Source organism: Psychrobacillus sp. NPDC096389 (assembly GCF_044762855.1).
GTDB lineage: Bacteria > Bacillota > Bacilli > Bacillales_A > Planococcaceae > Psychrobacillus.
Window position 1 is genome coordinate 388545 of sequence record NZ_JBIWFB010000001.1, and the last position, 24639, is coordinate 413183.

A 24639-nucleotide genomic window follows, 5' to 3' on the forward strand; every position below is an offset into this window, starting at 1 on the left:
TACCGAGATTTCTTGATGTGTAGGGAAGCGACAAAGTCGCATCCCTACACATCTTTTTCGGTAATCATGTGGTAGTTGTTTGTCCATCGCTCCCCCAAAAAAATTCGGTAATGATATAACAAGAAATCTGTCCGAAGTCCTCTGAAACTGATAGAAACAATAAAGTACCCCTCTGTGCTTTTCTAATCTAGGTGTATTCTCTTCCATTCTTTTGCATACATTTAATTATGCAAATAGACGGGGGAGATTTTTTTGTGGCGTGAAATAATGGCAGGTGCATTAATGTCGGTAGATGTACTCATCTTGTTTTCGCTCGTACTATATCGAAAGCAAATTTTTACATTGGCAGCGTGGGTAGCATCTTTACATATGCTTTTTCCGTTAATCGGTTATTATGCAGGAGCAATCGTACAAAATTATTTGCAATATGCAAGTCCATATTTATCAGGGTTTTTGCTTATGCTTGTTGGATTACAAATGATTTTAGCGAGGTCTCCTAAACAAGTGCCGCTGCTGTCGCCTTATCTACTAGCAGTCGTTGCGAGCATTGACACCTTTTCAGTAAGTATTTCATTTGGTATGCTTAAAGTAGAAATGTTTCTATTCATATTAAGTTCAGGTATATTTTCCTATTTGTCCGTCTTTATTGCACAGAAAGTAATTTTTAAACACGCTTTTCTAAATAGAGGGCTTATCATGAAACTGGCAGGAATCGGTATTTTAATATTAGGAATTATAACTTTACGAAATATTTAACAATTTACAAAAATATTTGTAGCTAAATAATATATACTAGAGATGAGGAATTGTAACGATGAATATTTTGTTTGTTTGTACTGGAAATACATGTAGAAGTCCAATGGCTGAGGCGATTTTAAAGGCTCGGAAGATAGAAAATATAGATGTCCGTTCCGCAGGCATTTATGCGGTTGATGGAGAAGAAATGTCTCGTAATGGGCAAAAAGTATTAGATAAAGAAGGCGTACCTTTTACTCATGCGTCTGCTGCGATGAATGAATCATTGATCGACTGGGCAGATCTCGTACTCACCATGACTGCATCCCATAAACAAGCAATTATTTTTGCATTTCCACAAGCTATATCCAAAGTATATATGTATAAAGAATTTGCGACACCTGAACATGTACAAGATGTGTCCGATCCGTATGGAGGCGATTTACGTACATATGAGCACACGTTTCAAGAACTGCACACACTTACTGATGAACTAGTGAAAAAACTCCAGGGGGATTAGGATGAAAACAGAAAAAAAGCGGTACTCATTTGGAATTCAAAAAAAGATTGTTTTATTTGTTACGGTACTGGCAGTAGTAACTTACACAACAAGTGCGGTGTTCATCAATTTTATACAACCGCTAATATTTGAAGGTGCAACAAAATCGCTTAGCTTCGAAATCGGCATGTATGCATTAGGGATTATTTGGTCCGGAATACTTGCATACTTTTTCAGTGGACTCATTATTAAGCCGTTATTTAATTTGGAAAAAGTAGCAACTCTTGCTTCAGAGGGAAAAATTGGTGTAGATGTGGAAGTGCCGAAATCGAAAGATGAAATCCAATCTGTTTCGATCGCATTTCAATCAATGCTTGTCAATTTAAGAGAAATGGTTCAAAGCATTGAAGATAACTTTGAAAAAACAAATAATACGGTGCAACAATTATCGCAACAATCTTCTGTTGCTTCCGAACAGGCAGAAGCGATTGCGCAAACGATCGCACAAATTTCGGAGGGTGCTGAACACTCAGCTATCGCTGTCCAAGAAACAGTGGAATCGGTGGAAGATGTTCGGGTACTAGCTTCCGAAGTAAATATGCGTGCAGAAAAATCAAACGTACAGTCAGGGGATATGATCCGTGGTTTAGCCCAAACAACGGAAGTCATTCAATCGCTTGTAAATGGTATACAACAAGTTGCTTCTGGAAGTGAAGCGGCTTTAGTAAATGTAAAACAGTTAGAAGTTAACGCCGGGAAAGTAGAAAATATTATTCAATTAGTAGGCGATATCGCAGCTCAAACGAATTTACTTGCATTAAACGCATCCATCGAAGCTGCTCGTGCTGGGGAACATGGGAAAGGCTTTGCGGTCGTAGCAGAAGAAGTGCGTAAATTAGCAGATGAAAGTGGCAAAGCTGTGCAAGGCATCTCGGAATTAATCATCGCTATTCAAACAGATGTCCAAACAGTTGTTCATCAAATGACCACTCAAGTAAATTTCGCTGTAGGGGAAGCGAAACGTGTTTCTGAAACGAATGAGGCTGTAGAGGGAATGTCCCATAAAATCCATGAAATGGCGGAATCGGTTGTAGAAATTTCTTCCTTAGTGGAAAATCAATTAACGAATATCGAAAACACTGCACGTCAATCACAAGAAGTAGCAGCCATTGCGGAAGAAACATCTGCAGGGGCAGAAGAAGTAAGAAGTGCAACAGATGAACAAGCACGATCAATCGAACAAATTGATCGCTTATCGTTCGGATTAAAGCAGCAATCAGAAGAATTATTTAAAGTTATTTCGCAATTTGACAGAAATTCGTCAAAATAATGCTTTTAAATGCAATTCACTTTACGTGAATTGTATTTTTTTTTGCGGATAAATGGTATGATGAATAGGATTACTAAAACAGAAAAGAGGGAACAAATTGAAAATTGCAATTTCTTCTGATCACGGCGGAAATAATCTTCGCAAGGAAATTATACAACAACTAGAAGAGCTCGGACTTTCTTATGAGGATTTTGGTCCAACGAGTGACGATTCTGTTGATTATCCTGACTATGCAATGCCAGTTACAGAAGGTGTAGTAAGTGGGAAGTTTGATCGTGGTATTTTAATTTGCGGTACAGGCATTGGCATGTCGATTGCGGCAAACAAAGTAAAAGGGATTAGATGTGCATTAGTACATGATGTATTTTCTGCAAAAGCAACTAGATGTCATAATGATTCAAACGTTCTAGCAATGGGAGAACGAGTAGTAGGTCCCGGACTTGCAAGAGAAATCGTTGCAACATGGCTTGCACAAGATTTCGAAGGCGGACGTCACACACGCCGTATCGAAAAAATTACTGCTTTAGAAAATTGATCGTAAAAGGGGATTTTCAGATGGAAGCACAACATTTGTGGAAAGAACAAATAGAACAGCTTCTCCTGGAAGTGGAGCAGCAAATCGACTTACATGAAGATGATCTTTTTGTCATCGGCTGTTCAACCTCAGAAATTATAGGTGAAAAAATTGGTACCGCCGGTGGTTTGGAAGTGGCTGAAATTTTATTTGGACCATTACAATCATTTGCCGTGCGCAATAAAGTGCATTTAGCTTTTCAAGGATGTGAGCATATAAATCGCGCCCTTACCATGGAAAGAAAAACGCAAAAGCTGTATCGGTACCCGGAAGTTTCAGTTATTCCGGTTGTTCGCGCAGGTGGCTCCATGTCCGCTCATGCGTACACGCAATTCCAAGACCCAGTCGTAGTCGAGCATGTCAAAGCGCGTGCCGGCATTGATATAGGACAAACCCTTATTGGAATGCAGCTGCAACCTGTAGCTGTTCCAATTCGCGTGTCCACAAAACAAATTGGGGAAGCAATTGTAACGATTGCAAACACACGTCCGAAGCTAATTGGTGGAGAACGTGCATTTTACGGTTGATATTAGAGGAGGAAATGAGAAATGGAGAAAATTTTAGCACAAGATCCAGCAGTATACGAAGCAATGCTTGCAGAGAAAAAACGTCAACAATCAAATATCGAGTTAATCGCATCTGAAAACTTTGTATCTGAAGCAGTGATGGAAGCACAAGGTTCCGTACTGACGAATAAATATGCAGAAGGCTATCCTGGTAAACGCTACTATGGTGGGTGTGAGCATGTAGACGTTGTAGAAAATATTGCTCGTGATCGTCTAAAAGAAATTTTCGGAGCAGAGCATGCAAACGTGCAACCCCATTCAGGTTCACAAGCGAATATGGCAGTTTATATGACTGCTTTACAACCTGGTGACACGATTTTAGGAATGAACTTGTCTCATGGTGGACACTTAACGCATGGTTCTCCTGTAAACTTCAGTGGAATCCAATACAACTTTATCGAGTACGGCGTAGATAAAGAAAATGAAACAATCGACTATGAAGAAGTTCGTGCAATTGCATTAGAACATAAACCAAAAATGATCGTTGCTGGAGCAAGTGCTTACTCACGTACAATTGACTTCGCTAAATTCCGTGAAATTGCAGATGAAATTGGTGCTTACCTATTTGTGGATATGGCGCATATTGCAGGTTTAGTTGCTGCAGGTCTTCATCCAAACCCAGTACCACATGCACATTTCGTTACGTCCACTACTCATAAAACGTTGCGTGGACCACGTGGTGGATTGATATTAACTACGGAAGAATTCGCAAAGAAAATTGACAAAACAATTTTCCCAGGAATTCAAGGTGGACCGTTAATGCATGTTATCGCTGCAAAAGCAGTTGCATTCGGGGAAGCACAACAACCCGAATTCAAGGAATACCAAGCACAAGTGATCGCTAACGCTAAAACACTAGCTGATAGTTTAGTAGCAGAAGGTCTTCGTATCGTATCTGGTGGTACGGACAACCACGTAATGCTTGTAGACGTTTCAGCGATCAATCTAACAGGTAAAGTGGCTGAACATGTATTAGACGAAGTTGGCATTACAGTGAATAAAAATACAATACCATACGAAACACAAAGTCCATTTATCACTTCTGGCGTTCGACTAGGAACACCAGCAGTAACTTCACGTGGATTTAAAGAAGAAGAAATGAAAGAAATCGCTGCTATCATCGCAAAACTTCTGAAAAACCACGAAGATGCAGAAGTTATCCAAGAAGCAAAAGAACGCGTTGCAGCTCTAACGAATAAATTACCTTTGTATAGCTAATTAAAATTTGAAAGTAAGCTACCTTCTGATAAATAGAAAGGTAGCTTATTTTTTTGCATCGCAAGTGAGATAGGGATAATGTATTGCAATCATTATCGTCCCTCTCCGAGTAAACTTGCTTTTGTGGGAATTAGTTGCTTCCACATGCAATTTAGTTGCCTTCGCTGCTGAATTGATTGCTTTCAGTTCAGATTTAGTTGCTTTCAATGCCCAGTTAGTTGCTCTAAGCCATTTACTGGATCCTTGCGATTGAATAACTGGAGAAAATTTATCTTGTTAGCGAATTCTCACTGCTGGCGGTGATGACTCATCTCTTGCCCGGCGGACCCCAATCGAACTATATAATTTCGGTTCCGCGGTCAAGGAATTCTTTTTTACAAACCAATGTCACTCCTGGAATAGACGCAATATTAAAACATGCTATTAGTAGTATGTTTCCTGCATTATTTGTTATAATTAATAGAATTTCAAATAAAACCACGAAGGAGATAAAAATATGCCGAAAGTATTCGTATTTGATCACCCACTTATTCAACACAAACTCACATATATCCGTAACATTGAGACGGGAACAAAAGAATTCCGTGAACTGGTGGATGAAGTGGCTACACTAATGGCCTTTGAAATCACACGTGATTTGCCATTAGAAGAAACAGAAGTGGAAACGCCAGTACAAGTAACTAAATCTAAAGTGTTAGCTGGAAAGAAAATTGGAATCGTACCAATACTACGTGCCGGAATTGGGATGGTAGACGGTATTTTAAAATTAATTCCCGCAGCAAAAGTTGGACATGTTGGACTATACAGAGATCCAAAAACGTTACAACCTGTCGAATATTACGTGAAACTTCCAGCAGATGTAGCAGAACGTGACTTCATTCTAGTGGATCCAATGCTTGCAACTGGGGGATCTGCAATAGAGGCAGTTAATTCTCTTAAAACCCGTGGTGCAACGAGCATTAAGTTTATGTGTTTAATTGCAGCTCCAGAAGGTGTAGAAGCATTACAAAAAGCGCATCCAGATGTAGATATTTATATCGCTGCGTTAGATGAAAAGTTAAATGATCATGGTTATATCGTACCAGGATTAGGTGACGCTGGTGACCGATTATTCGGTACGAAATAATAACCTATTCTTTAATAGATGAAAATAAAAACATAAAAATGAGCATTTGACAAGTAAAGAATAATTTATTTCTTCTTAAATTTGTCAATATGATGTCAAAAAAAATCTATTTGTGAAGTTTCTCACTAATACCAATTGACATCAAATTGCCCCTATTGTATGCTTACAAAGGATATAAATGATAGGGGTTTCATGCTCGAAACACCTGTCGTATCAACTTTCTACTAGATTCACAGTTTTTACTTTACCAAGGAAAACGTGGGGATTCTTTTATGCGTCAAACAAGGCGTCCGTTACAAGGGATAGCATTATATTCTGCGATTCTCTCACAGCTTGTAGGTTCTATATTAATAGGTATATTCACAGGAATGTGGATCGATAAAACATATGGAACCACTCCACTTTTTTTAGTAATATGCTTACTACTAGGTCTTATGGCCGGTATATTAGCGCTTCTTACTACCATTCGAAAATATGATTCAGGAGACTAAAGAATAATGCTAGAAATGCAACGTATTTTTACGAAGCAGAAGAAATACATATTTTTTTTGCTCGCAGTATATGCGCTTGGTTGGGGCTTCACCCCATATTCGACAATTTTTGCAGGCTTAGCAATAGGTTCATTATTTGGTCTGTATAATTTCTGGATTCTAACCCGTAGAATGGAGAAATTTGATCGTGTGTTATCTGGTGAAAAAGGACGAGCAGGTTTAGGTACAGCATTCCGATTTGCATCAGGAATTGCAGCCGTAGCAATTGCACTTGCCCTTCCAGAATATATTCATCTTATTAGCACAGTTATCGGTTTAATGATTCCCTATGTTCTGCTTATTGTAGAACGTATTATGTTTCATGCAAGAAATCAATAATGAGTATGTGAAAGAGAGGTGAATGAATCGTGGAACATAAAAATCCAGAATTTGTGTTTCTTGGGATGCACGGTAACTGGTCCAACATTTTAATGCTTGCAGTTACTACACTCATCGTATTTTTGATCGCATACATAGCGACAAGAAACTTGAAACTGAAGCCAACTGGTATGCAAAACTTCATGGAGTGGATTATGGACTTTGTGAAAGGCATTATTAAAAGTAACTTCGACTGGCAAACTGGTGGACGATTCCATATTCTTGGAATTACATTAATCATGTTTATTGCTGTAGCGAACGTTCTAGGTCTTCCGTTTTCCATTTCGTATGACGGAGTACTCTGGTGGAAATCCCCAACAGCAGATCCAACAGTAACAATGACATTAGCAGTTATGATTCTTCTATTAACGCACTATTATGGTATTAAAATGAAGGGATTATCGGAATATGGAAAAGACTTTTTAAAACCGCTTCCATTCCTATTACCTTTAAAAATTATTGAAGAATTCGCAAACACGTTGACACTCGGTCTTCGTCTTTACGGAAACATCTATGCAGGGGAAGTTCTACTAGGACTACTTGCAGGTTTAGCAACATCAAGCATTTTCGGCTTTGTTGGAGCAATTCTTCCAGCAATGGCATGGCAAGGTTTCTCTCTATTTATAGGTGGAATCCAAGCGTTCATTTTCGTCATGTTAACGATGGTTTATATGTCGCACAAAGTGTCGACAGACCATTAATATAACTGCTTAAATTTTAAGCAGAAATAAAAACAAACAACATTCCAAGGAGGAAATTAAACAATGGTAGGTTCAGTTGGTCTTTTAGCAGCAGCTATAGCAATCGGTTTAGGTGCACTTGGTGCAGGTATTGGTAACGGATTAATCGTTTCAAAAACAGTAGAAGGTATCGCTCGTCAACCAGAAGCACGTGGAGCTTTACAAACAGTTATGTTCATCGGGGTAGCTTTAGTTGAGGCGATTCCAATCATCGCAGCAGTTATCGCATTCATCGTATTAAACAAATAATAAACATAGACAAGTATATAATGGCGGAAACTTATCCGCCATTCTCTTTATGAATTAGAAAACAATAATGAAATATTTACATTATAAAAGCAAGATCTCTTAATAGCGTTTGAAAGGAGTGAAACAATCGTGTCTTTTGATTACCTTATCCTTGGTGCTAGTGGTGCCGGGTTAAACATTTGGGATATCATCGCTACACTATTCTTCTTCTTATTACTTATGGCTCTTTTGAAGAAAGTAGCATGGGGTCCACTTATGGGGATTATGACTCAACGTGAAGAGTTGATCGCAAGTGAAATCGAAGCAGCTGAAAACAGCCGCCAGGAATCACAGCGTTTACTTGAAGAACAACGTGACTTACTAAAAGAAGCACGTACGGAAGCATTAGCGATTGTCGAAAATGCGAAGAAGCAAGGAGAAGCATCTCGTGAAGAAATTATCACGACTGCACGATCTGAAGCTGCGCGTTTGAAAGAATCTGCTATCCGTGAAATCGATACAGAAAAAGAAAGAGCGATTGCAGCAGTACGACAAGAAGTAGTTTCACTTTCTGTACTTGCAGCGTCGAAAGTTCTTGAAAAAGAAGTTTCGGAAGAAGATAATCGTGCGCTAATCGAGGCAACGATTGCGAAGGCAGGCGAAGTTAATTGAGTAATTCAACTGCAGCAAAACGATACGCAATCGCTTTATTCGAACTAGCACAACAAAAAAACGAACTTCCATCTGTAGAAAATGATTTACGTGAACTGAAACTTGTTTGGAACGGCAACAAAGACGTGAAGACATTATTCACTTCTCCAAAGCTGTCACTAGATAAGAAAAAAGCTTTAATCCGTGACATTTTCAAAGATGCTAATCCAATTGTCATCAATACACTTCTTGTGTTGATCGATAAGAAAAGATTAGGCGAAGTATCAGACATTATTACTGAATTTATGGCACTTTCCAATGCAGCACAAGGTATTGCAGACGCGAAAGTATATACAACTCGTGAGTTAACAGAAGAAGAGCGTGGAAACGTTTCAAATGTATTCGCGAAAAATGTTGGAAAACATTCTTTACGTATTCAAAACATTGTAGATCCATCTATCATTGGTGGAATGCGTGTTCAAATCGGAAACCGCATTTACGACAGCAGTCTTAGCACGAAGCTAGATCGTTTAAAACGTAATTTGATCGGTTAATATTATGAATTTTGAGAGGTGACATACATGAGCATCAAAGCTGAAGAAATCAGTGTCTTGATTAAACAGCAGATTGAGAACTATGAATCTGAGATGAAAGTTAGCGATGTTGGTACAGTTATCAAAATTGGTGACGGTATTGCCCTTGCTCATGGCCTCGACAACGTCATGGCTGGAGAACTTTTAGAATTCTCAACTGGTGTTTTAGGTATGGCACAAAACTTGGAAGCGAACAACGTTGGTATCGTTATCCTTGGACCATACACTGACATCAAAGAAGGCGATGAAGTACGTCGAACTGGCCGTATTATGGAAGTTCCTGTAGGGAAAGAATTGATTGGTCGCGTTGTAAACCCACTTGGCCAACCAGTTGATGGACTAGGTCCTATCGCAACTACAAAAACTCGTCCAATCGAAAGTCCTGCACAAGGGGTTATGGCACGTAAATCTGTTCATGAACCACTTCAAACAGGTATTAAAGCGATTGACGCACTTGTTCCAATCGGACGTGGTCAACGTGAGTTAATCATCGGTGACCGTCAAACGGGTAAAACAACTGTAGCAATCGATACAATCCTTAACCAAGCAGACCAAAATATGATCTGTGTTTATGTTGCAATCGGTCAAAAAGAATCGACTGTACGTAACGTAGTTGAAACACTACGTAAAAAAGGTGCTTTAGAATACACAATCGTAGTTACTGCATCTGCATCACAACCTGCTCCATTATTATACTTAGCACCTTATGCTGGTGTAACGATGGCAGAAGAATTTATGTTTGAAGGCAAGCACGTATTAATCGTTTATGATGATTTATCTAAACAAGCTGCTGCTTACCGTGAACTTTCATTACTTCTTCGTCGTCCTCCAGGTCGTGAAGCATATCCAGGGGATGTATTCTACTTACACAGCCGTCTACTAGAGCGTGCTGCGAAGTTAAATGAAACACTAGGTGCAGGTTCAATCACTGCATTACCGTTCGTTGAAACACAAGCTGGAGATATCTCTGCTTACATTCCGACAAACGTTATTTCTATTACAGATGGTCAAATCTTCTTACAATCTGACCTATTCTTCTCGGGCGTACGTCCAGCTATCAACGCTGGTTTATCTGTATCTCGTGTAGGTGGTTCAGCTCAAATTAAGGCAATGAAAAAAGTTGCGGGTACACTACGTCTAGACTTAGCTGCATACCGTGAACTAGAAGCATTCTCTCAATTTGGATCAGATCTTGACGCTGCAACTCAAGCAAAACTTAACCGTGGTATGCGTACAGTAGAAGTATTGAAACAAGACTTGAATAACCCGATCAAAGTGGAAAAACAAGTTATGATTTTATACGCTCTAACTCGTGGCCATTTAGATGATATTCCAGTAAAAGATGTTACTCGTTTCGAAACGGAACTTAATAGCTGGTTAGATTCAAACCACACAAACGTTTTAGATCATATTCGTACGACTAAAGACCTTCCTTCAGATGAAGATATGTCAAATGCAATTAATGCATTTAAAAAGACTTTCGCTAAATCTGAGTAATTCTAAAGTCTAAGTGAAAAAAAACGATAAGGTGGTGAAATACCAGTGGCATCATTACGCGATATTAAAGGTAAAATTACGTCAACAAAGAAAACAAGTCAGATTACGAAAGCTATGCAAATGGTTTCAGCTTCTAAATTGAATCGTGCGGAGGAAAATGCGAAAGCATACGTTCCTTACATGACGAAAATTCAAGAAGTAGTAGGTGCAATTGCAACAGGAACAAGCGACGGAGCGCATCCAATGCTAACTTCTCGTCCTGTGAAAAAGACTGCATATCTTGTTATTACGGCGGATCGTGGCTTAGCTGGTGCGTATAATAGTAATATTATTCGTGCAGCATCTAATGCAATAGCGGAGCGACATTCTTCCAAGGATGAATATGTTATCTTTGCAATTGGTCGTATGGGACGTGACTTCTTCGTGAAACGTGGTTCGAATGTAATCGGAGATGTAATAGGTTTACCAGACCAACCTGCTTTTTCTGATATTAAAGAAATAGCGCGCAGAGCTGTTGGTATGTTCACGGATGGTACATATGATGAACTTTATATGTACTATAACCACTTTGTCAGTGCCATCTCTAGTGAGGTTACAGAGAAAAAGGTACTGCCACTTACGGATCTTGCAGTAGAAACAGGCACAACTGCTTCTTATGAATTCGATCCTTCAGCTGAAGCGATTCTAGAAGTGTTACTTCCACAATATGCGGAAAGCCTAATTTTTGGTGCATTACTCGATGGTAAAGCAAGTGAACATGCTATGCGTATGTCCGCAATGAAATCTGCAACAGACAACGCAGCTGACTTAATTGGTAACTTAACATTAGTTTATAACCGAGCACGACAAGCAGCAATTACGCAAGAAATTACGGAAATTGTCGGCGGTGCAGCGGCTCTTGAATAGTCAATGAAAGAAAAGTAAGACAGGAGGGAACAGTAGTGAACAAAGGACAAGTACTACAAGTAATGGGTCCAGTTGTTGACGTTAAGTTTGACAACGGACAATTACCAGCTATCTATAACGCTTTAACTGTAGCGATTGAACGTCCAAACGAAGCGCCTACTACGTTAACGTTAGAAGTAGCTTTACACTTAGGGGATGACGCTGTTCGTACTATTGCAATGGCATCAACTGATGGTCTTAAGCGCGGTACGGAAGTAATTGACGCTGGTACAGCGATTTCTGTTCCTGTTGGTGATGTAACACTAGGACGTGTATTCAACGTGTTAGGTGAAGTTATCGACTTAGGAGAAGAAATTTCAGTGAATGATCGTCGTGATCCAATTCACCGCCCAGCTCCAACATTTGAAAATCTTTCAACAGAAGTTGAAATTCTTGAAACAGGTATAAAAGTAGTAGACCTACTTGCTCCATATATTAAAGGTGGTAAAATCGGTCTATTCGGTGGTGCCGGAGTAGGGAAAACAGTTCTTATCCAAGAACTGATCAACAATATCGCACAAGAACACGGTGGTATTTCGGTATTCGCTGGTGTTGGTGAGCGTACACGTGAAGGAAACGACTTATTCCATGAGATGAGCGATTCTGGCGTTATTAAGAAAACAGCAATGGTATTCGGTCAAATGAACGAGCCACCTGGCGCGCGTATGCGTGTTGCCTTAACTGGTCTTACAATGGCTGAATATTTCCGTGATGAACAAGGTGCAGACGTACTATTATTCATCGACAACATTTTCCGTTTTACACAAGCTGGTTCGGAAGTATCCGCACTATTAGGTCGTATGCCTTCTGCTGCTGGTTACCAACCAACACTTGCAACGGAAATGGGTCAATTACAAGAGCGTATCACGTCTACTAATACTGGTTCGGTTACATCTATCCAAGCGATCTATGTACCAGCCGATGACTATACGGATCCAGCTCCAGCAACAACATTTGCTCACTTAGATGCAACAACAAACCTAGAGCGTAAATTATCTGAGATGGGTATCTACCCAGCGGTGGATCCTCTAGCTTCTTCTTCTCGTGCGCTTTCACCAGAAATCGTAGGACAAGAGCATTATGAAGTAGCACGTCAAGTGCAATATACTTTACAACGCTATAGAGAGCTTCAAGATATCATTGCAATCTTAGGTATGGATGAATTAGGGGACGATGACAAATTAACGGTTAACCGTGCGCGTCGTATTCAGTTCTACCTATCTCAAAACTTCCACGTTGCGGAACAATTTACTGGTCAAAAAGGTTCATACGTTCCAGTTAAAGAAACAGTACAAGGATTTAAACAAATTCTTGAGGGACAATATGACCACCTTCCAGAAGATGCTTTCCGTTTAGTTGGACGCATTGAAGAAGTAGTGGAAAAAGCGAAAAGCATGGGCGTAGAAGTATAATAAATCGGACCAGGAGGTAAAAATATGAAGACACTTACAGTCAATATTGTCACTCCCGACGGCCCGGTATACGATTCTCAAGTCGACATGATCATCGCTAAAACAGCATCCGGTGAAATCGGTATTTTACCTGGGCATATTCCAACAGTAGCGCCACTAGTTATAGGTGCCGTTAAACTGAAAAAAGATGGGAAATCCGAGTACGTAGCAGTAAATGGCGGCTTTGTAGAAGTTCGTCCTGAAAAGGTTTCGATTCTAACACAATCAGCTGAAGTTGCTTCCAATATCGATGTAGCTCGTGCTAAAGAAGCGATGAAACGTGCAGAACAACGTCTTCAAGGAAAAGCAGATGAAATCGACTTTAGTCGTGCTGAACTATCTTTGAAACGTGCGATGAATCGTATCAACGTTTATGAGGGTAACATTTAACTATAATTTCGTAATAAGGAACGGGCAGATCAAGTTCTGCCCGTTTTTTTCTTGAGTAGATAAAAATGGAGGACGATGAAAATGGATTTATTAAATGGCGAACAAGCAGTAATAGCGATTTTAGCAAATATTTTTTTTATCGGAATTTCTTTTTATGCATTACAGGCACTCATGCTGGACAGAATAATTAAAAAGAATCATGTGTTTCAAGCACAACTTTTATTCATCTTGGCTAGCATTACAATTGGGTCAACAGTTGCAAACTTTTTCTTGAGTCTCACTGCCTGGTCGGATCAACTACAATTTTTATTTAATTGAACTAAAACAGATCCTATATGCTCATGCAAATATTGGACAAGTTTGTATGAGCATGTAGAATCTGCTCGTATTTCCTGGGAAATATTTTGTCGAATAGGTTTTGTACAATGTTGTGAGGGGTACTTACAAATTATCTACACGAAAAGCCTGGGTATTACGTATAATAGAACAAGAAAATATACTGAAATAGACATTGAAAATAGTGTTTTTGATGCTTGTATATAGTCGAATTACGTTGTATGATGAATATTGTTTTGAATACCTAAATATGACATCATACATATTTCTTTTATATAAAGCAAATGAGGATAAGAACGCGGAGGGAACGAAGTGGATAAAATCATTGTTAAAGGTGGCCAAACGTTAAACGGGAGAGTTCGAGTAGAAGGCGCAAAGAATGCAGTCTTACCAGTACTTGCAGCAGCATTACTCGCAACAAAAGGGAAAAACGTTATTAAAGATGTGCCGACACTTGCAGATGTTTTGACAATAAACGAGGTTTTAAAAAGTTTAAATACAGAAGTAGTATATAGTCCTGAAAAAAATGAAGTGATTATTGATTCACAAAAAAGACTTTCAAGTGAAGCTCAATTTGAGTATGTGCGTAAAATGCGTGCTTCTATTCTTGTGATGGGGCCAATTTTAGCGCGCAATGGTTTTGCACGCGTTGCATTACCTGGTGGTTGTGCGATAGGATCACGTCCAATTGACCAACATTTAAAAGGTTTTGAAGCAATGGGTGCTGAAATTTCTTTCGGTAATGGTTTTGTGGAAGCAAAAACAAATGGCCGTTTACAAGGTGCTAAAATTTACCTCGATGTACCGAGCGTAGGTGCAACGGAAAACATTATGACAGCCGCTGCTCTTGCAGAAGGCACGACAGTTATCGAAAACGCTGCAAAAGAACCAGAAATTGTTGATTTAGCTAACTTCATTAATGAGATGGGTGGAAAAGTAAAAGGTGCTGGTACGGATACAATCCGTATCGAAGGTGTAAGAGAACTTTTTGGTACCGAACATCATATCATCCCAGATCGTATTGAAGCCGGCACATTCATGGTTGCAGCAGCAATCACGAGAGGTAATGTAGTTATAGAAAATGCTGTACCTGAACATATGACTGCGCTTATTTCCAAAATGCAAGAAATGGGTGTGGAAATCACAGAAGAGGAACAAGGTCTTCGTGTAAAAGCAAAAGGCGATCTAAAATCTGTAGATATTAAAACAATGCCACATCCAGGTTTCCCAACGGATATGCAATCACAAATGATGGCATTAATGATGACCGCACATGGCACTGGCATTATTACAGAAACTGTTTTTGAAAATCGTTTCATGCATGTGGAAGAATTCCGCCGCATGAATGGCAATATGAAAATCGAAGGACGCTCCGTTATTATGGAGTCACCATCTAACCTACAAGGTGCAGAAGTTGGTGCCACAGACTTACGTGCTGCTGCAGCATTAATCATCGCTGGCTTAGTCGCAGAAGGCATCACACGCGTCACTGAACTATATCACTTAGATCGTGGTTACGTGGACTTCGACAAAAAGCTCGCAGCACTAGGCGCAGACATCGAGCGCATCGGAACCGAAAGCGAAGAAAAAGCAATTCAACTCGTATAATATAATATGTAAAGCACTATGCATGTATTCGTGTATAGTGCTTTTTGTATTTGGTGGCTGTTAAGGGTGAACTGGTTGCTTTCGACGAAGAAATAATTGCTCTCAGCTGTGATTTAGTTGCTTTCACAGTCGGTTTAGTCGCCCTTTGCCAATTATTAGTTGGAGATAGCCTTGATTTAGGAAATATAGCAAAATTGGACTCGTTATTTGTCGTTAGTTGCTCTTATTGGCTAATTGGTCGCTTTCGCTAAGGAACTGGTTGCTTTCGGCTATGATTTAGTTGCTTTCACGGTCGATTTGATTGCTCTTTGCCAATTATTAGTCGAAGAGAGCACTGGTTTCGGAGGTTTTTCGACGTACATACTATTTATCAAATTTCATACTATATTTTGTACTTCTGGATTGCCCTGTTTTGATTAGCATGGGGTTGTTTAATATTTTGGTTGCTTCATACTTATTGTTCAGCTGTAAAAATTGTTGACATTCCTGATTTGATATCGTGCTTTTGTAGACGAGAAAATAATCTCTTAGAGCGGATTCATGTGCATGACGATGAAAGGATTTGCATATTGGGCAATACCAATTTCGAATTACTTTTTTCATTCCAATTAATCCGCAGTGGAAGCATTCAACACCTTTTCTAAGTGAGTTGGGATCAATATCAAAATGATTTGTCAATGGGAATGGTTGAAAATCCATATTCTCTTTTAGTAGAAAACACTTTAAGCTTTCTAACTGTTCGTGCGAGAGGATGCAATGATTAGCTGGGATATTTCGTATATATGGTTTGATGCCTCTTCGGAATAATATAGTTTTATTTTTAGGTGGCAATTTAATAATGCTAGAGGGAAAGGCAAAAGCGACTGCACTAAAGATAGGTAGTGCAATATGATTTGCTTGAAATAACCATTTCAATTGCTTTTCATATTCTTCTAATTGAAGGAATGGGTTGTCAAAAGCATGAATTTCGTTTGTTGCTAGCGTTCTAATCATTTGTTGGTCTGTAAATGTAATTTCACCTTTAATATTTTTTACTTCTAAAATTAACGCATAGTACTGAGTAATAATCAGTATATCTATTTGAAAAAGAGTTTCGGAGTACAATAAAACATTATGAAAAGTGTAGAATTTATAAGGCAAATCCAACTGATCAATTACTTTCATCACAGCTTCTTCTCCGATATCACCGGCCGCTTTTTGGTGGTATTCGTCTTGTATCTTAGAAAATTTCAAATGGTTTTTAGGCATTCTTTTATATAGTGCGTGCAATGCCTCTACATATAGAGAAGCCGAATATTTTTTGGCTATCATCATATCACCTCGCAAATAGCTTAGCATAGTCTACATGAAAACTAGAAATGACAGAAATAGCGTTTTAAGCTTGTTTATTGCTAGGAGATTAAGTAAAAATTGCATTTTAGCATAAAATAAACCACCAAAAATCAATTTTGCTACAAATTTTTAATTTGGTTGCTTTCAAGCGTAATCTAGTTGCTTTAGCAGGAGAATTGATTGCTTTCACGCATGCAATAGTTGCTTTCACAACTAAGTTGGTTTCCCTTAGCTATATTTCGTTAAATAATAGATAATAATTCCAGACACCTCACAGCTGTTCCGAAAAAATCCACTCATGAGAACCTCCTTTCCAGCATATAGTTGTCCCATGAAACAAAATATCCTACTACTAATCCTTTTCATCGGTCTTTTGTTATTACCCTTTTTATTAATCAAAGAAAAGCATGACGCAAAACCTGCACCAGAAGTCGAAAAAGTACAAGATGTAGACTGCCCAATACTAATAGAAGTGGAAGGGGTTAAGGAAAAAATACCTCTTGAAACATACGTACTAGGAGTTGTAGCTGCGGAAATGCCTGTTTCCTTCCATGAAGAAGCGTTAAAGGCGCAATCGATTGCGGCAAGGACGTATGTGTTAAGAGAAACAAACTATGGGAAAAAGTCGATCGGCAAAACGGTGCAAAAACAAGTATACGTAACGGAAGAAGAGCGCAAGAGAAAATGGGGGGCTTCCTTTGAAGCATATGAGGACAAGCTTCATAAGGTTATCGCGGCAACAGCGGGAGAAATTATTGTTTACAAAGACCAGCTAATCACAGCGATGTTCTTTTCTTCAAGCAATGGCCAAACAGAAAGTGCGGAAAATTACAGCGGGTATGCGATTCCCTATTTAGTTTCGGTGCCGAGTGAGGCAGAAGAACAATATGCTCCGAATGTAAAAAAACAATTTGAGTTCACCAATCAACAATGGGCAAAAGCTTTTGGTATAAAGTGGTCTTCTAACATAGCAACTAGTTTTCAAGTTACGAAGACGGATACAAATCGAATAGAATCCATTCAAATGAACGGCAAAACATGGACAGGCAGAGAAGTTCGCGCATTACTAGGACTACCTTCTACCGATTTCACGGTCAATTTTCAGAATGATAAAGTGGTAGTAAATACTGTGGGATACGGGCACGGGGTAGGGATGAGCCAGTACGGAGCAGAGGTGCTTGCCAATGATCATGTAAGCGCTCATGATATTTTATTGCACTATTATAAAGGAACTGAAATAAAAAGTTTTTCGGCATGTTTAAAATCTCCTTGATTTGCCAACAATGCAATTGAGGTGATGAAAATGAGAGAAGAACAATCAAACAAGACTTCTCAGAAGAAGAAAAACAATCCGAAAAAGCCGTGGTTTTGGCCACTAGTGTATACAGGTTTTTCGGTAGCATTTGTAGGTATGATTTGGGGGTACAATGTCTATGTGAGCAATGATTCAGCAGAAGATGCTGAATGGGTGAAAAATGGTAGTGAGCCCGATAAAGTAACAATCGAAACGAACGCGCAAGCAGAAAACATGAAATATCCTTTCGCAGAAGCACTTTTTGACAAAATCCAGGTTGTACAACATTATTACGACATGGAAGCAGATGAAACGACACGTGAAAAGTCCTTGCTTGTATTCAATCAAACTTACAGAACAAGCACAGGCGTATCTTTATCTATGAATAGCGAACCTTTCGAAGTAGTAGCTGCACTTAGTGGTAAAGTAGAAGAAGTAAATTTAGACCCATTTGAAGGTGATGAAATTGTCTTATCACATGCTAATGGTATGCAAACGAAATATCGCTCTGTCACTGGTATTCTAGTAAAAGTTGGAGACGAAGTAGAACAAGGTCAAGCCATGGCAACTTCAACAGAAAATGAATGGAATCCAACAGCAGGCGTCCATTTGCAATTTGAAGTACTCGAGAACGGCGTACTTGTTAATCCGGAATCATATCTAGCTTTTTAATTCATAATAACTTATACGTATGCATAAAGTGATGAAAAGTGTTCCTTTACTAACGAAAGGAAGAGTTGGTGCACGAAACGATTCGTCATAGATGTATACGTTTAGGTGAAATGGTCATTGAAACGAAAAAAACTGTCCGTGCCATCGCGAGCACAACCGGTCATTCCAAAAGTACAGTTCATAAGGACTTAACGGAAAGACTTCATTTAGTAGATCCGCAGCTAGCAAAAGAAGTGAAAGAAATTCTTGCGTATCATAAATCGGTCAGGCATTTGCGAGGTGGAGAAGCTACGAAAAGAAAGTGGAAATCCAAAAAGGAAGATAGGAAAGGTCGTGATTTGTAAAATCACGGCTTTTTCTTGCGTACTTGAGTGTATCTGCGGTTGACGGTACCTATCTTGCGGTTAGCGGTACCCATCTTGCGATCCCAAGAACCCATCTTGCACTTAACAGCATATACCCCGGCACTATCAATCCCAACCTTATCATTCCCCACAAATTCTACATAATACGTTTCTAAAAAAAGTGTAATTCTGACAAAACTATGATAAAATTATAAGTTAGAGACATATCGAAAAATACATATAAAAAGGTTCTAGCAAGGAAGGAGAAACACTGTTAATGTTTGCTAAGGATATTGGGATAGATTTAGGTACTGCGAACGTATTAATTCATGTTAAAGGAAAAGGGATTGTATTAAACGAACCTTCCGTTGTAGCAATAGATAAAAACACTAAAAAAGTGCTTGCAGTAGGCGAGGAGGCTCGTCAAATGGTCGGGAGAACTCCAGGTAACATTGTAGCGATTAGACCCCTTAAAGACGGTGTAATTGCCGATTTTGATATAACGGAAGCCATGCTTAAGTATTTTATTAATTCATTGAACGTAAAAGGATTTTTGTCCAAGCCACGCATTTTAATTTGTTGTCCAACAAACATTACAAGTGTAGAACAAAAAGCAATCCGGGAAGCTGCAGAGAAATCTGGTGGCAAAAAGATATACTTAGAAGAAGAACCAAAAGTAGCTGCAATCGGTGCTGGTATGGACATATTCCAACCGAGTGGGAATATGGTTGTGGATATCGGGGGAGGTACGACTGATGTGGCCGTGCTATCGATGGGGGATATTGTAACTTCTGAATCCATTAAAATTGCTGGAGATATTTTTGATAATGATATTCTTCAATACATTAAAAAAGAGTACAAACTATTAATCGGTGAACGTACTGCGGAAAATATTAAAATAACGATTGGAACGGTTTTCCCAGACGGTCGCAAGGAAGAAATGGATATTCGTGGACGGGATATGGTCACAGGACTTCCAAGAACGATTACGATTCACTCAGAAGAAATAGAAAAAGCATTACGTGAATCCGTTTCTGTTATTGTACAAGCTGCTAAAAACGTGTTGGAAAAAACACCACCTGAATTATCCGCTGATATCATCGATAGAGGTGTCATTATAACGGGCGGAGGAGCACTTTTACATGGCATGGATCATTTACTGATGGAAGAATTGAAAGTACCAGTTCTTATTGCAGAAGCGCCAATGGATTGTGTAGCAATTGGAACGGGAATTATGTTAGATAATATAGACAAAATAACTAGACATTAGTTAGAAAAGTGGAGGCGCCTATCTCTGCCACGACGGGCAAATGGGGAAAAGCGAGGAGGCAGCTCCTCAGCCACCACAGCTTTTTCACATTTGTCCCCGAGGGGCAAGGCGCTGCAACTAGACATTAGAATTAAACAAATTAGAGTGGAGGCTTTCTCATGTTTCGTGGATTTCATACAGTCGCTTCAGGAATGATTGCTCAACAGCGTAGAACAGAGTTGCTGACAAATAATATGGCAAATGCTAATACACCAGGATATAAAGCCGATCAATCGACGATTCGTTCTTTCCCAGACATGCTCATGTCTCGACTTGGACCTACTAAAATACCAACCGAAGATGCTATACACGGAAAATATGCCGCAGAAATTGGCGGTCTTGGAACAGGTGTATATATGCAAGAAACGATTGCCCTATTAACGCAAGGACAATTACAACAAACCGAGTTAAATACGGATGTTGCCTTGATCGATGGAGAACTTCCAGTAGACGCCGAAACGGGTCAAACAGGTGCTGTTTTTTACCGTTTACAGCATCCAGTAGAAGGCGAAGCATACACTCGAAATGGTAATTTTACGCTTGATCCAGCAGGCTTTTTAACGAATGCACAAGGCTTATATGTACTTGATAATAACGGAGAGCGGATTCAACTGCAAAATGACGATTTTCGATTGGCTGCTGATGGGCAAATTTTTGTAAATGATGCTTCCGTCGCTCAAATCGGTGTTTCATTTGCAGCACAACCAGATACGTTAATCAAACAAGATAACGGCCTATTTCAAACAGCAGACGGCGCAAACTTACCATCTGCTTACAATACAGCGAACGTAAGCTTCTCTATGCAACAAGGGTATATTGAACGTTCAAACGTAGATTCCGCAAGAACGATGACGGACCTTTTAACCGCATATCGCGCATTTGAAGCAAACCAAAAAGTTCTGCAAGCATATGACCAAAGCATGCAAAAAGCAGTAAACGAAGTAGGGCGCGTAAACTAATAAAGAAAGGAGGTCCACACTTACATGTTACGCACAATGATTACAGCAACAAACACGATGTCACAGCTGCAAAGCCAATTAGATATTATCGGAAATAATCTTTCCAACTCTAATACACATGGCTACAAAACAAAAGACGTAAAGTTCCAAGAGCTACTTTATCAGCAATATAATAACGATAAATTAGATACAGCCGAAAGACAATCTCCTACAGGAATTCGTTATGGAGTAGGTGCTTCTCTAGCTCAAGCGCAGATGAATTGGAAACAAGGAAGCTTGCAATCTACTGATCGTGACTTAGATTTTGCATTTCAAGAACCGAAGCAATACTTTAATGTCCTAATGCCAGATGGTGAAAACGGTCAACAAACGGCTTACACTCGCCAAGGAGCGTTTTATGTATCACCACTTGAAAATGGGCAGTTAATGCTCGTAAATGGCGATGGCTATCCAGTAGCAGATAGTGCAGGTCAAGCAATTACGATTCCAGAAAATGTTTCTAGGTTTTCAGTTAATGAAACAGGTATCCTAACTGCTACATATCCAGATGGTGCAACTGTTCAGCGTGAACTAGCGGTATCTGTCTTGCAAAAACCACAGCTAATGGAACAAATTTCTTCGACATATATTGGGATGCCTACTAATTTAGCGGAACTAGGTGTAGGTGTTCAAGACGTAATGACGGATCTCCAAGGAGCGAATCGCGGCGAGATTGCTTTAGCAAACCAAATGCTTGAAATGTCCAATGTAGATATATCAAAGGAAATGACTGATTTAATGACAGCGCAAAGATCATATCAATTCAATGCGCGCTCCATTACAATAGCAGACCAGATGATGGGTCTCATCAATGGGATAAGATAATCATTTCCGTAAGGAGTTAAGCTTATGACAGAAGAAGTAAAAATCTCTGGCAGACGACAGCGAAGATTAGAAAAAGAACAAGAGCAAGCAACTGAATCTAAAAAAACATATTGGGTACAAATTCGTATGTTCCCTATTTGGCTGCGTATACTATTATGTATCGCACTTTTCATTGGAGCTGCCGCAGCAGGACTAATGGTAGGATACGGTGTTTTAGGTGACGGTACGCCGACAGATGCACTTAAATGGGAAACATACCAACATATTTTAGATATAAAAGATGGGAAATAGGAGGACGTTTCTATGTTAACAACAGAGCAAGTACAAGCACTTTTACCTCATCGTTATCCATTTTTAATGATTGACCGTATTTTGGAAGTAGAAGAAGGAAAACGTGCAGTAGGATTGAAAAATGTAACGATCAACGAACAATTTTTTAATGGTCATTTCCCTGGTTATCCAGTAATGCCAGGTGTACTAATCGTTGAAGCACTTGCACAAGTTGGAGCGGTAGCAGTGCTACAAATTCCTGAAAATAAAGGAAGACTTGCTTTCTTTACAGGTATTGATAATTGCCGCTTTAAACGTCAAGTGAAGCCAGGCGATCAATTGAAATTAGAAGTAGAACTGACTAAATTACGTGGTGCAATGGGTAAAGGACACGGCATTGCGACAGTAGACGGTGAGCTAGTTTGTGAAGCGGACATCCTGTTTGCATTAGGTCCAGTAGTAGAAAACGCTTAATCATAGTATTCCTTTATTCGCTTAAAAATACAGTTGGCAAACATGTAAAAACAGGCAAGTTTGCCATGGCATAGTTCCTTCTTTCCTTGGACAACCTATCGTAAGTCACAAAAATGTGATGAAGAAAATCCAGAGAGGAGGAATTTTTGTATGCTAAAAAAAGCAGTGCCAGTAGTGGCTATGTGTTCTGTTTTGTTAGTTGGTTGTAATACGAACAATGCGGTTCCAAATAATAACGAAACTCCGATGGAAGAGGTTCGTGACGATGTAGAAAACATTGTGCCAGAACCAGGTGTGAATACACCTTCACCTACGCATGAAAGAGGTCTCAACGACAATAACGATCATCTCAATGGCGACATGAACAATGGTGTAAATGATGTAAACCCAAACGTGAATAATGGAACCGTACCAAATGCCAACAATGATTTAGTAACACCTAATGCTAATGAAACAATTCAACAACCAAATACGGTTGATGAAGACATCAAGGTTAAAGAAGACATTAAAAAATAAAAAAAGCTGATTCCAAGCAATTTGACTTGGAATCAGCTTTTTAGTTATTTCGATCATTTTTTAAAGTTGGCCTTGTTTTCATATCATGTTCAAATTTAGTTAGGAGCGCTTCGCCAGTCAACCCTTCCTCGATTAAATCTGCAAGCAGCGACTCCGCGTATTTTCTACGCGCACGTTTCAAGGTACCACGCAATAACACCGATAAATTATCCCCGATTTGCTTCACCGAATAAGTGACCACTTCAAAATGTGCTGGTTCATTTTCTGGATACGAAATAACAACCTTTGCATGGAACAATTCACCTGACGTTTTTAATGCATTAAAAAAATCTTCATGCTTTTGATCGATAAATAATTCTAAAATCCATGACCGACTCGTATTTTCTTGGTTGATGACAATGCCATCTTCCAATGTAATCGGCATTTCTTGACTATCACGAATGAGATCAACGGAAATCATTTTGAATGTTTTCATGAGCAATCCACCTTCACAGGACTAATTACTACCCATTATAGCATAGCAATCTATCCGTTAAAAAAATAATTACAAATATGCCAAAATTGCATTTTTGATTTTTCGTATTTCCGGTTTTATTAGCTTCAGAAAGAATCTAAACATATAAAATTTCATTTATACCAATAAAAACACACCAAAATGAAATTGTCAGCTTTTGCTAACAATTTCGTATGCCAGTATGATAATGCCAATGAGACAAAAGGAGGTGAAAAAGTGAACTCAGTTTCAATAATCGGACGAATGACAAAAGCTCCACAACTCAAATATTTAACGGAAGGAAGGGTACAAACAAGTTTTGTTCTTGCTGTAAATAAGGGATATAAAAGCGATGATGCGGACTTTGTGCTATGCACGATTTGGGGAAAGCTCGCGGAAACAACGGTCAAGTATTGTGGGAAAGGCTCGCTTGTTGGGATATCAGGTAGGCTTAATACGAGATCATATGAAAAAGGTGATGGGACAAGGGTATTTGTAACAGAAGTAGTTGTGGAGGATATCCGATTTTTAGTAACTAAAAAAAGAGAAGAGGAACAACAAAACACTCCGACGAATGCTGCACACGAACAACCGAAAAATGATGAAACCGACTTTGAATTTCCTTCAACACCATCCAATCAACTTCCAGTATAAAAAGTGAAGACCGCAAAGCTTTGCTTATACAAGAGAGGAAAACCTGACCGAAAGAAGCACGGT

Annotated in this window: 31 protein-coding genes; 29 read left to right on the top strand and 2 right to left on the bottom strand. The window is 39.2% G+C overall.

Translation table 11 applies throughout. From position 1 onward, the window contains the following. Nucleotides 1–252: 252 nt before the first annotated feature. The 19 genes from ACIQ38_RS01920 to murA all read left to right on the top strand — a co-directional run bounded on the left by ACIQ38_RS01920 (nucleotide 253) and on the right by murA (nucleotide 15395). Nucleotides 253–756 (top strand): manganese efflux pump, encoded by a 504-nt coding sequence (locus tag ACIQ38_RS01920; protein ID WP_402817279.1) that lies wholly within the window; start codon nucleotides 253–255, stop codon nucleotides 754–756. A gap of 58 nt (nucleotides 757–814) precedes the next feature. Then, a complete protein-coding gene (locus ACIQ38_RS01925; RefSeq protein WP_402817281.1) occupies nucleotides 815–1255 on the top strand; it encodes a low molecular weight protein arginine phosphatase in 441 nt (146 codons plus the stop codon). 1 nt (nucleotide 1256) lies between these two features. Further along, a complete protein-coding gene (locus ACIQ38_RS01930; protein WP_402817283.1) occupies nucleotides 1257–2564 on the top strand; it encodes a methyl-accepting chemotaxis protein in 1308 nt (435 codons plus the stop codon). Nucleotides 2565–2661: 97 nt separating this feature from the next. Then, nucleotides 2662–3099 (top strand): ribose 5-phosphate isomerase B, encoded by a 438-nt coding sequence (gene rpiB / locus ACIQ38_RS01935; RefSeq protein ID WP_402817285.1) that lies wholly within the window; start codon nucleotides 2662–2664, stop codon nucleotides 3097–3099. A gap of 20 nt (nucleotides 3100–3119) precedes the next feature. After that, entirely contained in the window at nucleotides 3120–3665 is a 546-nt protein-coding gene (locus ACIQ38_RS01940) for a TIGR01440 family protein (RefSeq protein ID WP_402817287.1), read from the top strand. 21 nt (nucleotides 3666–3686) lie between these two features. Then, on the top strand, nucleotides 3687–4922 hold the full coding sequence (glyA, locus tag ACIQ38_RS01945; RefSeq protein ID WP_402817289.1) for a serine hydroxymethyltransferase: 1236 nt from the start codon (nucleotides 3687–3689) through the stop codon (nucleotides 4920–4922). A 496-nt stretch (nucleotides 4923–5418) separates the two neighbouring features. Continuing rightward, a complete protein-coding gene (gene upp, locus ACIQ38_RS01950; protein WP_402817291.1) occupies nucleotides 5419–6048 on the top strand; it encodes a uracil phosphoribosyltransferase in 630 nt (209 codons plus the stop codon). A 272-nt stretch (nucleotides 6049–6320) separates the two neighbouring features. Continuing rightward, on the top strand, nucleotides 6321–6539 hold the full coding sequence (locus ACIQ38_RS01955) for an AtpZ/AtpI family protein (protein ID WP_402817293.1): 219 nt from the start codon (nucleotides 6321–6323) through the stop codon (nucleotides 6537–6539). Nucleotides 6540–6545: 6 nt separating this feature from the next. Beyond that, a complete protein-coding gene (locus ACIQ38_RS01960) occupies nucleotides 6546–6917 on the top strand; it encodes an ATP synthase subunit I (protein WP_402817295.1) in 372 nt (123 codons plus the stop codon). Nucleotides 6918–6946: 29 nt separating this feature from the next. Beyond that, a complete protein-coding gene (gene atpB, locus ACIQ38_RS01965; protein ID WP_402817297.1) occupies nucleotides 6947–7657 on the top strand; it encodes a F0F1 ATP synthase subunit A in 711 nt (236 codons plus the stop codon). Nucleotides 7658–7720: 63 nt separating this feature from the next. After that, complete coding sequence (atpE, locus tag ACIQ38_RS01970) at nucleotides 7721–7945, top strand: F0F1 ATP synthase subunit C (RefSeq protein WP_053590520.1); 225 nt, start codon at nucleotides 7721–7723, stop codon at nucleotides 7943–7945. Between the two features lie 129 nt (nucleotides 7946–8074). Beyond that, a complete protein-coding gene (atpF, locus tag ACIQ38_RS01975) occupies nucleotides 8075–8596 on the top strand; it encodes a F0F1 ATP synthase subunit B (RefSeq protein ID WP_402817302.1) in 522 nt (173 codons plus the stop codon). Further along, the gene (locus ACIQ38_RS01980; RefSeq protein ID WP_402817304.1) at nucleotides 8593–9129 is read left to right on the top strand and encodes a F0F1 ATP synthase subunit delta; all 537 of its coding nucleotides are present in this window, start codon (nucleotides 8593–8595) and stop codon (nucleotides 9127–9129) included. The genes atpF and ACIQ38_RS01980 overlap by 4 nt, the downstream gene beginning before the upstream one ends. A 27-nt stretch (nucleotides 9130–9156) precedes the next feature. Beyond that, complete coding sequence (atpA, locus tag ACIQ38_RS01985) at nucleotides 9157–10665, top strand: F0F1 ATP synthase subunit alpha (RefSeq protein WP_402817306.1); 1509 nt, start codon at nucleotides 9157–9159, stop codon at nucleotides 10663–10665. A gap of 45 nt (nucleotides 10666–10710) precedes the next feature. Then, complete coding sequence (atpG, locus tag ACIQ38_RS01990) at nucleotides 10711–11571, top strand: ATP synthase F1 subunit gamma (protein WP_402817308.1); 861 nt, start codon at nucleotides 10711–10713, stop codon at nucleotides 11569–11571. A 35-nt stretch (nucleotides 11572–11606) separates the two neighbouring features. Continuing rightward, on the top strand, nucleotides 11607–13022 hold the full coding sequence (gene atpD / locus ACIQ38_RS01995; protein WP_402817310.1) for a F0F1 ATP synthase subunit beta: 1416 nt from the start codon (nucleotides 11607–11609) through the stop codon (nucleotides 13020–13022). Nucleotides 13023–13046: 24 nt separating this feature from the next. Next, nucleotides 13047–13451: a F0F1 ATP synthase subunit epsilon gene (locus ACIQ38_RS02000; protein ID WP_402817312.1), complete on the top strand. Its 405-nt coding sequence runs from the start codon at nucleotides 13047–13049 to the stop codon at nucleotides 13449–13451. A gap of 81 nt (nucleotides 13452–13532) precedes the next feature. Next, on the top strand, nucleotides 13533–13769 hold the full coding sequence (locus ACIQ38_RS02005) for a DUF1146 family protein (RefSeq protein WP_402817314.1): 237 nt from the start codon (nucleotides 13533–13535) through the stop codon (nucleotides 13767–13769). Between the two features lie 330 nt (nucleotides 13770–14099). After that, complete coding sequence (gene murA, locus ACIQ38_RS02010) at nucleotides 14100–15395, top strand: UDP-N-acetylglucosamine 1-carboxyvinyltransferase (protein ID WP_402817316.1); 1296 nt, start codon at nucleotides 14100–14102, stop codon at nucleotides 15393–15395. Between the two features lie 363 nt (nucleotides 15396–15758). On the opposite strand, the gene ACIQ38_RS02015 is transcribed toward murA, so the two are convergent. Further along, the gene (locus ACIQ38_RS02015) at nucleotides 15759–16706 is read right to left on the bottom strand and encodes a nuclease-related domain-containing protein (protein ID WP_402817318.1); all 948 of its coding nucleotides are present in this window, start codon (nucleotides 16704–16706) and stop codon (nucleotides 15759–15761) included. 352 nt (nucleotides 16707–17058) lie between these two features. Here ACIQ38_RS02015 and spoIID point away from each other — a divergent pair, with 352 nt between their 5' ends. The 9 genes from spoIID to ACIQ38_RS02060 all read left to right on the top strand — a co-directional run bounded on the left by spoIID (nucleotide 17059) and on the right by ACIQ38_RS02060 (nucleotide 23429). Further along, nucleotides 17059–18000 (top strand): stage II sporulation protein D, encoded by a 942-nt coding sequence (gene spoIID, locus ACIQ38_RS02020; RefSeq protein ID WP_402817320.1) that lies wholly within the window; start codon nucleotides 17059–17061, stop codon nucleotides 17998–18000. Nucleotides 18001–18030: 30 nt separating this feature from the next. Next, complete coding sequence (locus tag ACIQ38_RS02025) at nucleotides 18031–18693, top strand: peptidoglycan DD-metalloendopeptidase family protein (protein ID WP_402817322.1); 663 nt, start codon at nucleotides 18031–18033, stop codon at nucleotides 18691–18693. A gap of 68 nt (nucleotides 18694–18761) precedes the next feature. Continuing rightward, nucleotides 18762–19037: a sporulation transcriptional regulator SpoIIID gene (locus tag ACIQ38_RS02030; protein WP_142537915.1), complete on the top strand. Its 276-nt coding sequence runs from the start codon at nucleotides 18762–18764 to the stop codon at nucleotides 19035–19037. Between the two features lie 277 nt (nucleotides 19038–19314). Beyond that, on the top strand, nucleotides 19315–20307 hold the full coding sequence (gene mreB, locus ACIQ38_RS02035) for a rod shape-determining protein (RefSeq protein ID WP_402817324.1): 993 nt from the start codon (nucleotides 19315–19317) through the stop codon (nucleotides 20305–20307). Nucleotides 20308–20465: 158 nt separating this feature from the next. Further along, nucleotides 20466–21305: a flagellar hook-basal body protein gene (locus ACIQ38_RS02040; RefSeq protein ID WP_402817326.1), complete on the top strand. Its 840-nt coding sequence runs from the start codon at nucleotides 20466–20468 to the stop codon at nucleotides 21303–21305. A 24-nt stretch (nucleotides 21306–21329) separates the two neighbouring features. After that, nucleotides 21330–22169: a flagellar hook-basal body protein gene (locus ACIQ38_RS02045; RefSeq protein ID WP_402817328.1), complete on the top strand. Its 840-nt coding sequence runs from the start codon at nucleotides 21330–21332 to the stop codon at nucleotides 22167–22169. Between the two features lie 24 nt (nucleotides 22170–22193). Further along, nucleotides 22194–22460: a DNA-directed RNA polymerase subunit beta gene (locus tag ACIQ38_RS02050; RefSeq protein WP_402817330.1), complete on the top strand. Its 267-nt coding sequence runs from the start codon at nucleotides 22194–22196 to the stop codon at nucleotides 22458–22460. Between the two features lie 12 nt (nucleotides 22461–22472). Next, complete coding sequence (gene fabZ, locus ACIQ38_RS02055) at nucleotides 22473–22913, top strand: 3-hydroxyacyl-ACP dehydratase FabZ (RefSeq protein ID WP_402817332.1); 441 nt, start codon at nucleotides 22473–22475, stop codon at nucleotides 22911–22913. A 150-nt stretch (nucleotides 22914–23063) separates the two neighbouring features. Further along, nucleotides 23064–23429 carry a hypothetical protein gene (locus ACIQ38_RS02060; RefSeq protein ID WP_402817334.1) on the top strand — a complete coding sequence of 122 codons (366 nt, stop codon included), beginning with the start codon at nucleotides 23064–23066 and terminating at the stop codon, nucleotides 23427–23429. A gap of 40 nt (nucleotides 23430–23469) precedes the next feature. On the opposite strand, the gene ACIQ38_RS02065 is transcribed toward ACIQ38_RS02060, so the two are convergent. Continuing rightward, complete coding sequence (locus ACIQ38_RS02065) at nucleotides 23470–23904, bottom strand: YwpF family protein (RefSeq protein WP_402817336.1); 435 nt, start codon at nucleotides 23902–23904, stop codon at nucleotides 23470–23472. A 255-nt stretch (nucleotides 23905–24159) separates the two neighbouring features. On the opposite strand from ACIQ38_RS02065, the gene ACIQ38_RS02070 reads away from it, so the two are divergent. Beyond that, entirely contained in the window at nucleotides 24160–24576 is a 417-nt protein-coding gene (locus ACIQ38_RS02070) for a single-stranded DNA-binding protein (RefSeq protein WP_402817338.1), read from the top strand. Nucleotides 24577–24639 lie beyond the last annotated feature (63 nt).

Excerpts from the sequence above, each read along its gene's own strand:
- ACIQ38_RS01925 (WP_402817281.1), top strand. The coding sequence starts at position 815 with ATGAATATTTTGTTTGTTTGTACTGGAAATACATGTAGAAGTCCAATG.
- ACIQ38_RS01930 (WP_402817283.1), top strand. The coding sequence starts at position 1,257 with ATGAAAACAGAAAAAAAGCGGTACTCATTTGGAATTCAAAAAAAGATT.
- ACIQ38_RS01940 (WP_402817287.1), top strand. The coding sequence starts at position 3,120 with ATGGAAGCACAACATTTGTGGAAAGAACAAATAGAACAGCTTCTCCTG.
- glyA (WP_402817289.1), top strand. The coding sequence starts at position 3,687 with ATGGAGAAAATTTTAGCACAAGATCCAGCAGTATACGAAGCAATGCTT.
- upp (WP_402817291.1), top strand. The coding sequence starts at position 5,419 with ATGCCGAAAGTATTCGTATTTGATCACCCACTTATTCAACACAAACTC.
- ACIQ38_RS01955 (WP_402817293.1), top strand. The coding sequence starts at position 6,321 with ATGCGTCAAACAAGGCGTCCGTTACAAGGGATAGCATTATATTCTGCG.
- ACIQ38_RS01960 (WP_402817295.1), top strand. The coding sequence starts at position 6,546 with ATGCTAGAAATGCAACGTATTTTTACGAAGCAGAAGAAATACATATTT.
- atpE (WP_053590520.1), top strand. The coding sequence starts at position 7,721 with ATGGTAGGTTCAGTTGGTCTTTTAGCAGCAGCTATAGCAATCGGTTTA.
- atpA (WP_402817306.1), top strand. The coding sequence starts at position 9,157 with ATGAGCATCAAAGCTGAAGAAATCAGTGTCTTGATTAAACAGCAGATT.
- ACIQ38_RS02000 (WP_402817312.1), top strand. The coding sequence starts at position 13,047 with ATGAAGACACTTACAGTCAATATTGTCACTCCCGACGGCCCGGTATAC.
- ACIQ38_RS02005 (WP_402817314.1), top strand. The coding sequence starts at position 13,533 with ATGGATTTATTAAATGGCGAACAAGCAGTAATAGCGATTTTAGCAAAT.
- ACIQ38_RS02015 (WP_402817318.1), bottom strand. The coding sequence starts at position 16,706 with ATGATAGCCAAAAAATATTCGGCTTCTCTATATGTAGAGGCATTGCAC.
- spoIID (WP_402817320.1), top strand. The coding sequence starts at position 17,059 with ATGAAACAAAATATCCTACTACTAATCCTTTTCATCGGTCTTTTGTTA.
- ACIQ38_RS02025 (WP_402817322.1), top strand. The coding sequence starts at position 18,031 with ATGAGAGAAGAACAATCAAACAAGACTTCTCAGAAGAAGAAAAACAAT.
- mreB (WP_402817324.1), top strand. The coding sequence starts at position 19,315 with ATGTTTGCTAAGGATATTGGGATAGATTTAGGTACTGCGAACGTATTA.
- ACIQ38_RS02040 (WP_402817326.1), top strand. The coding sequence starts at position 20,466 with ATGTTTCGTGGATTTCATACAGTCGCTTCAGGAATGATTGCTCAACAG.
- ACIQ38_RS02045 (WP_402817328.1), top strand. The coding sequence starts at position 21,330 with ATGTTACGCACAATGATTACAGCAACAAACACGATGTCACAGCTGCAA.
- ACIQ38_RS02050 (WP_402817330.1), top strand. The coding sequence starts at position 22,194 with ATGACAGAAGAAGTAAAAATCTCTGGCAGACGACAGCGAAGATTAGAA.
- fabZ (WP_402817332.1), top strand. The coding sequence starts at position 22,473 with ATGTTAACAACAGAGCAAGTACAAGCACTTTTACCTCATCGTTATCCA.
- ACIQ38_RS02060 (WP_402817334.1), top strand. The coding sequence starts at position 23,064 with ATGCTAAAAAAAGCAGTGCCAGTAGTGGCTATGTGTTCTGTTTTGTTA.
- ACIQ38_RS02065 (WP_402817336.1), bottom strand. The coding sequence starts at position 23,904 with ATGAAAACATTCAAAATGATTTCCGTTGATCTCATTCGTGATAGTCAA.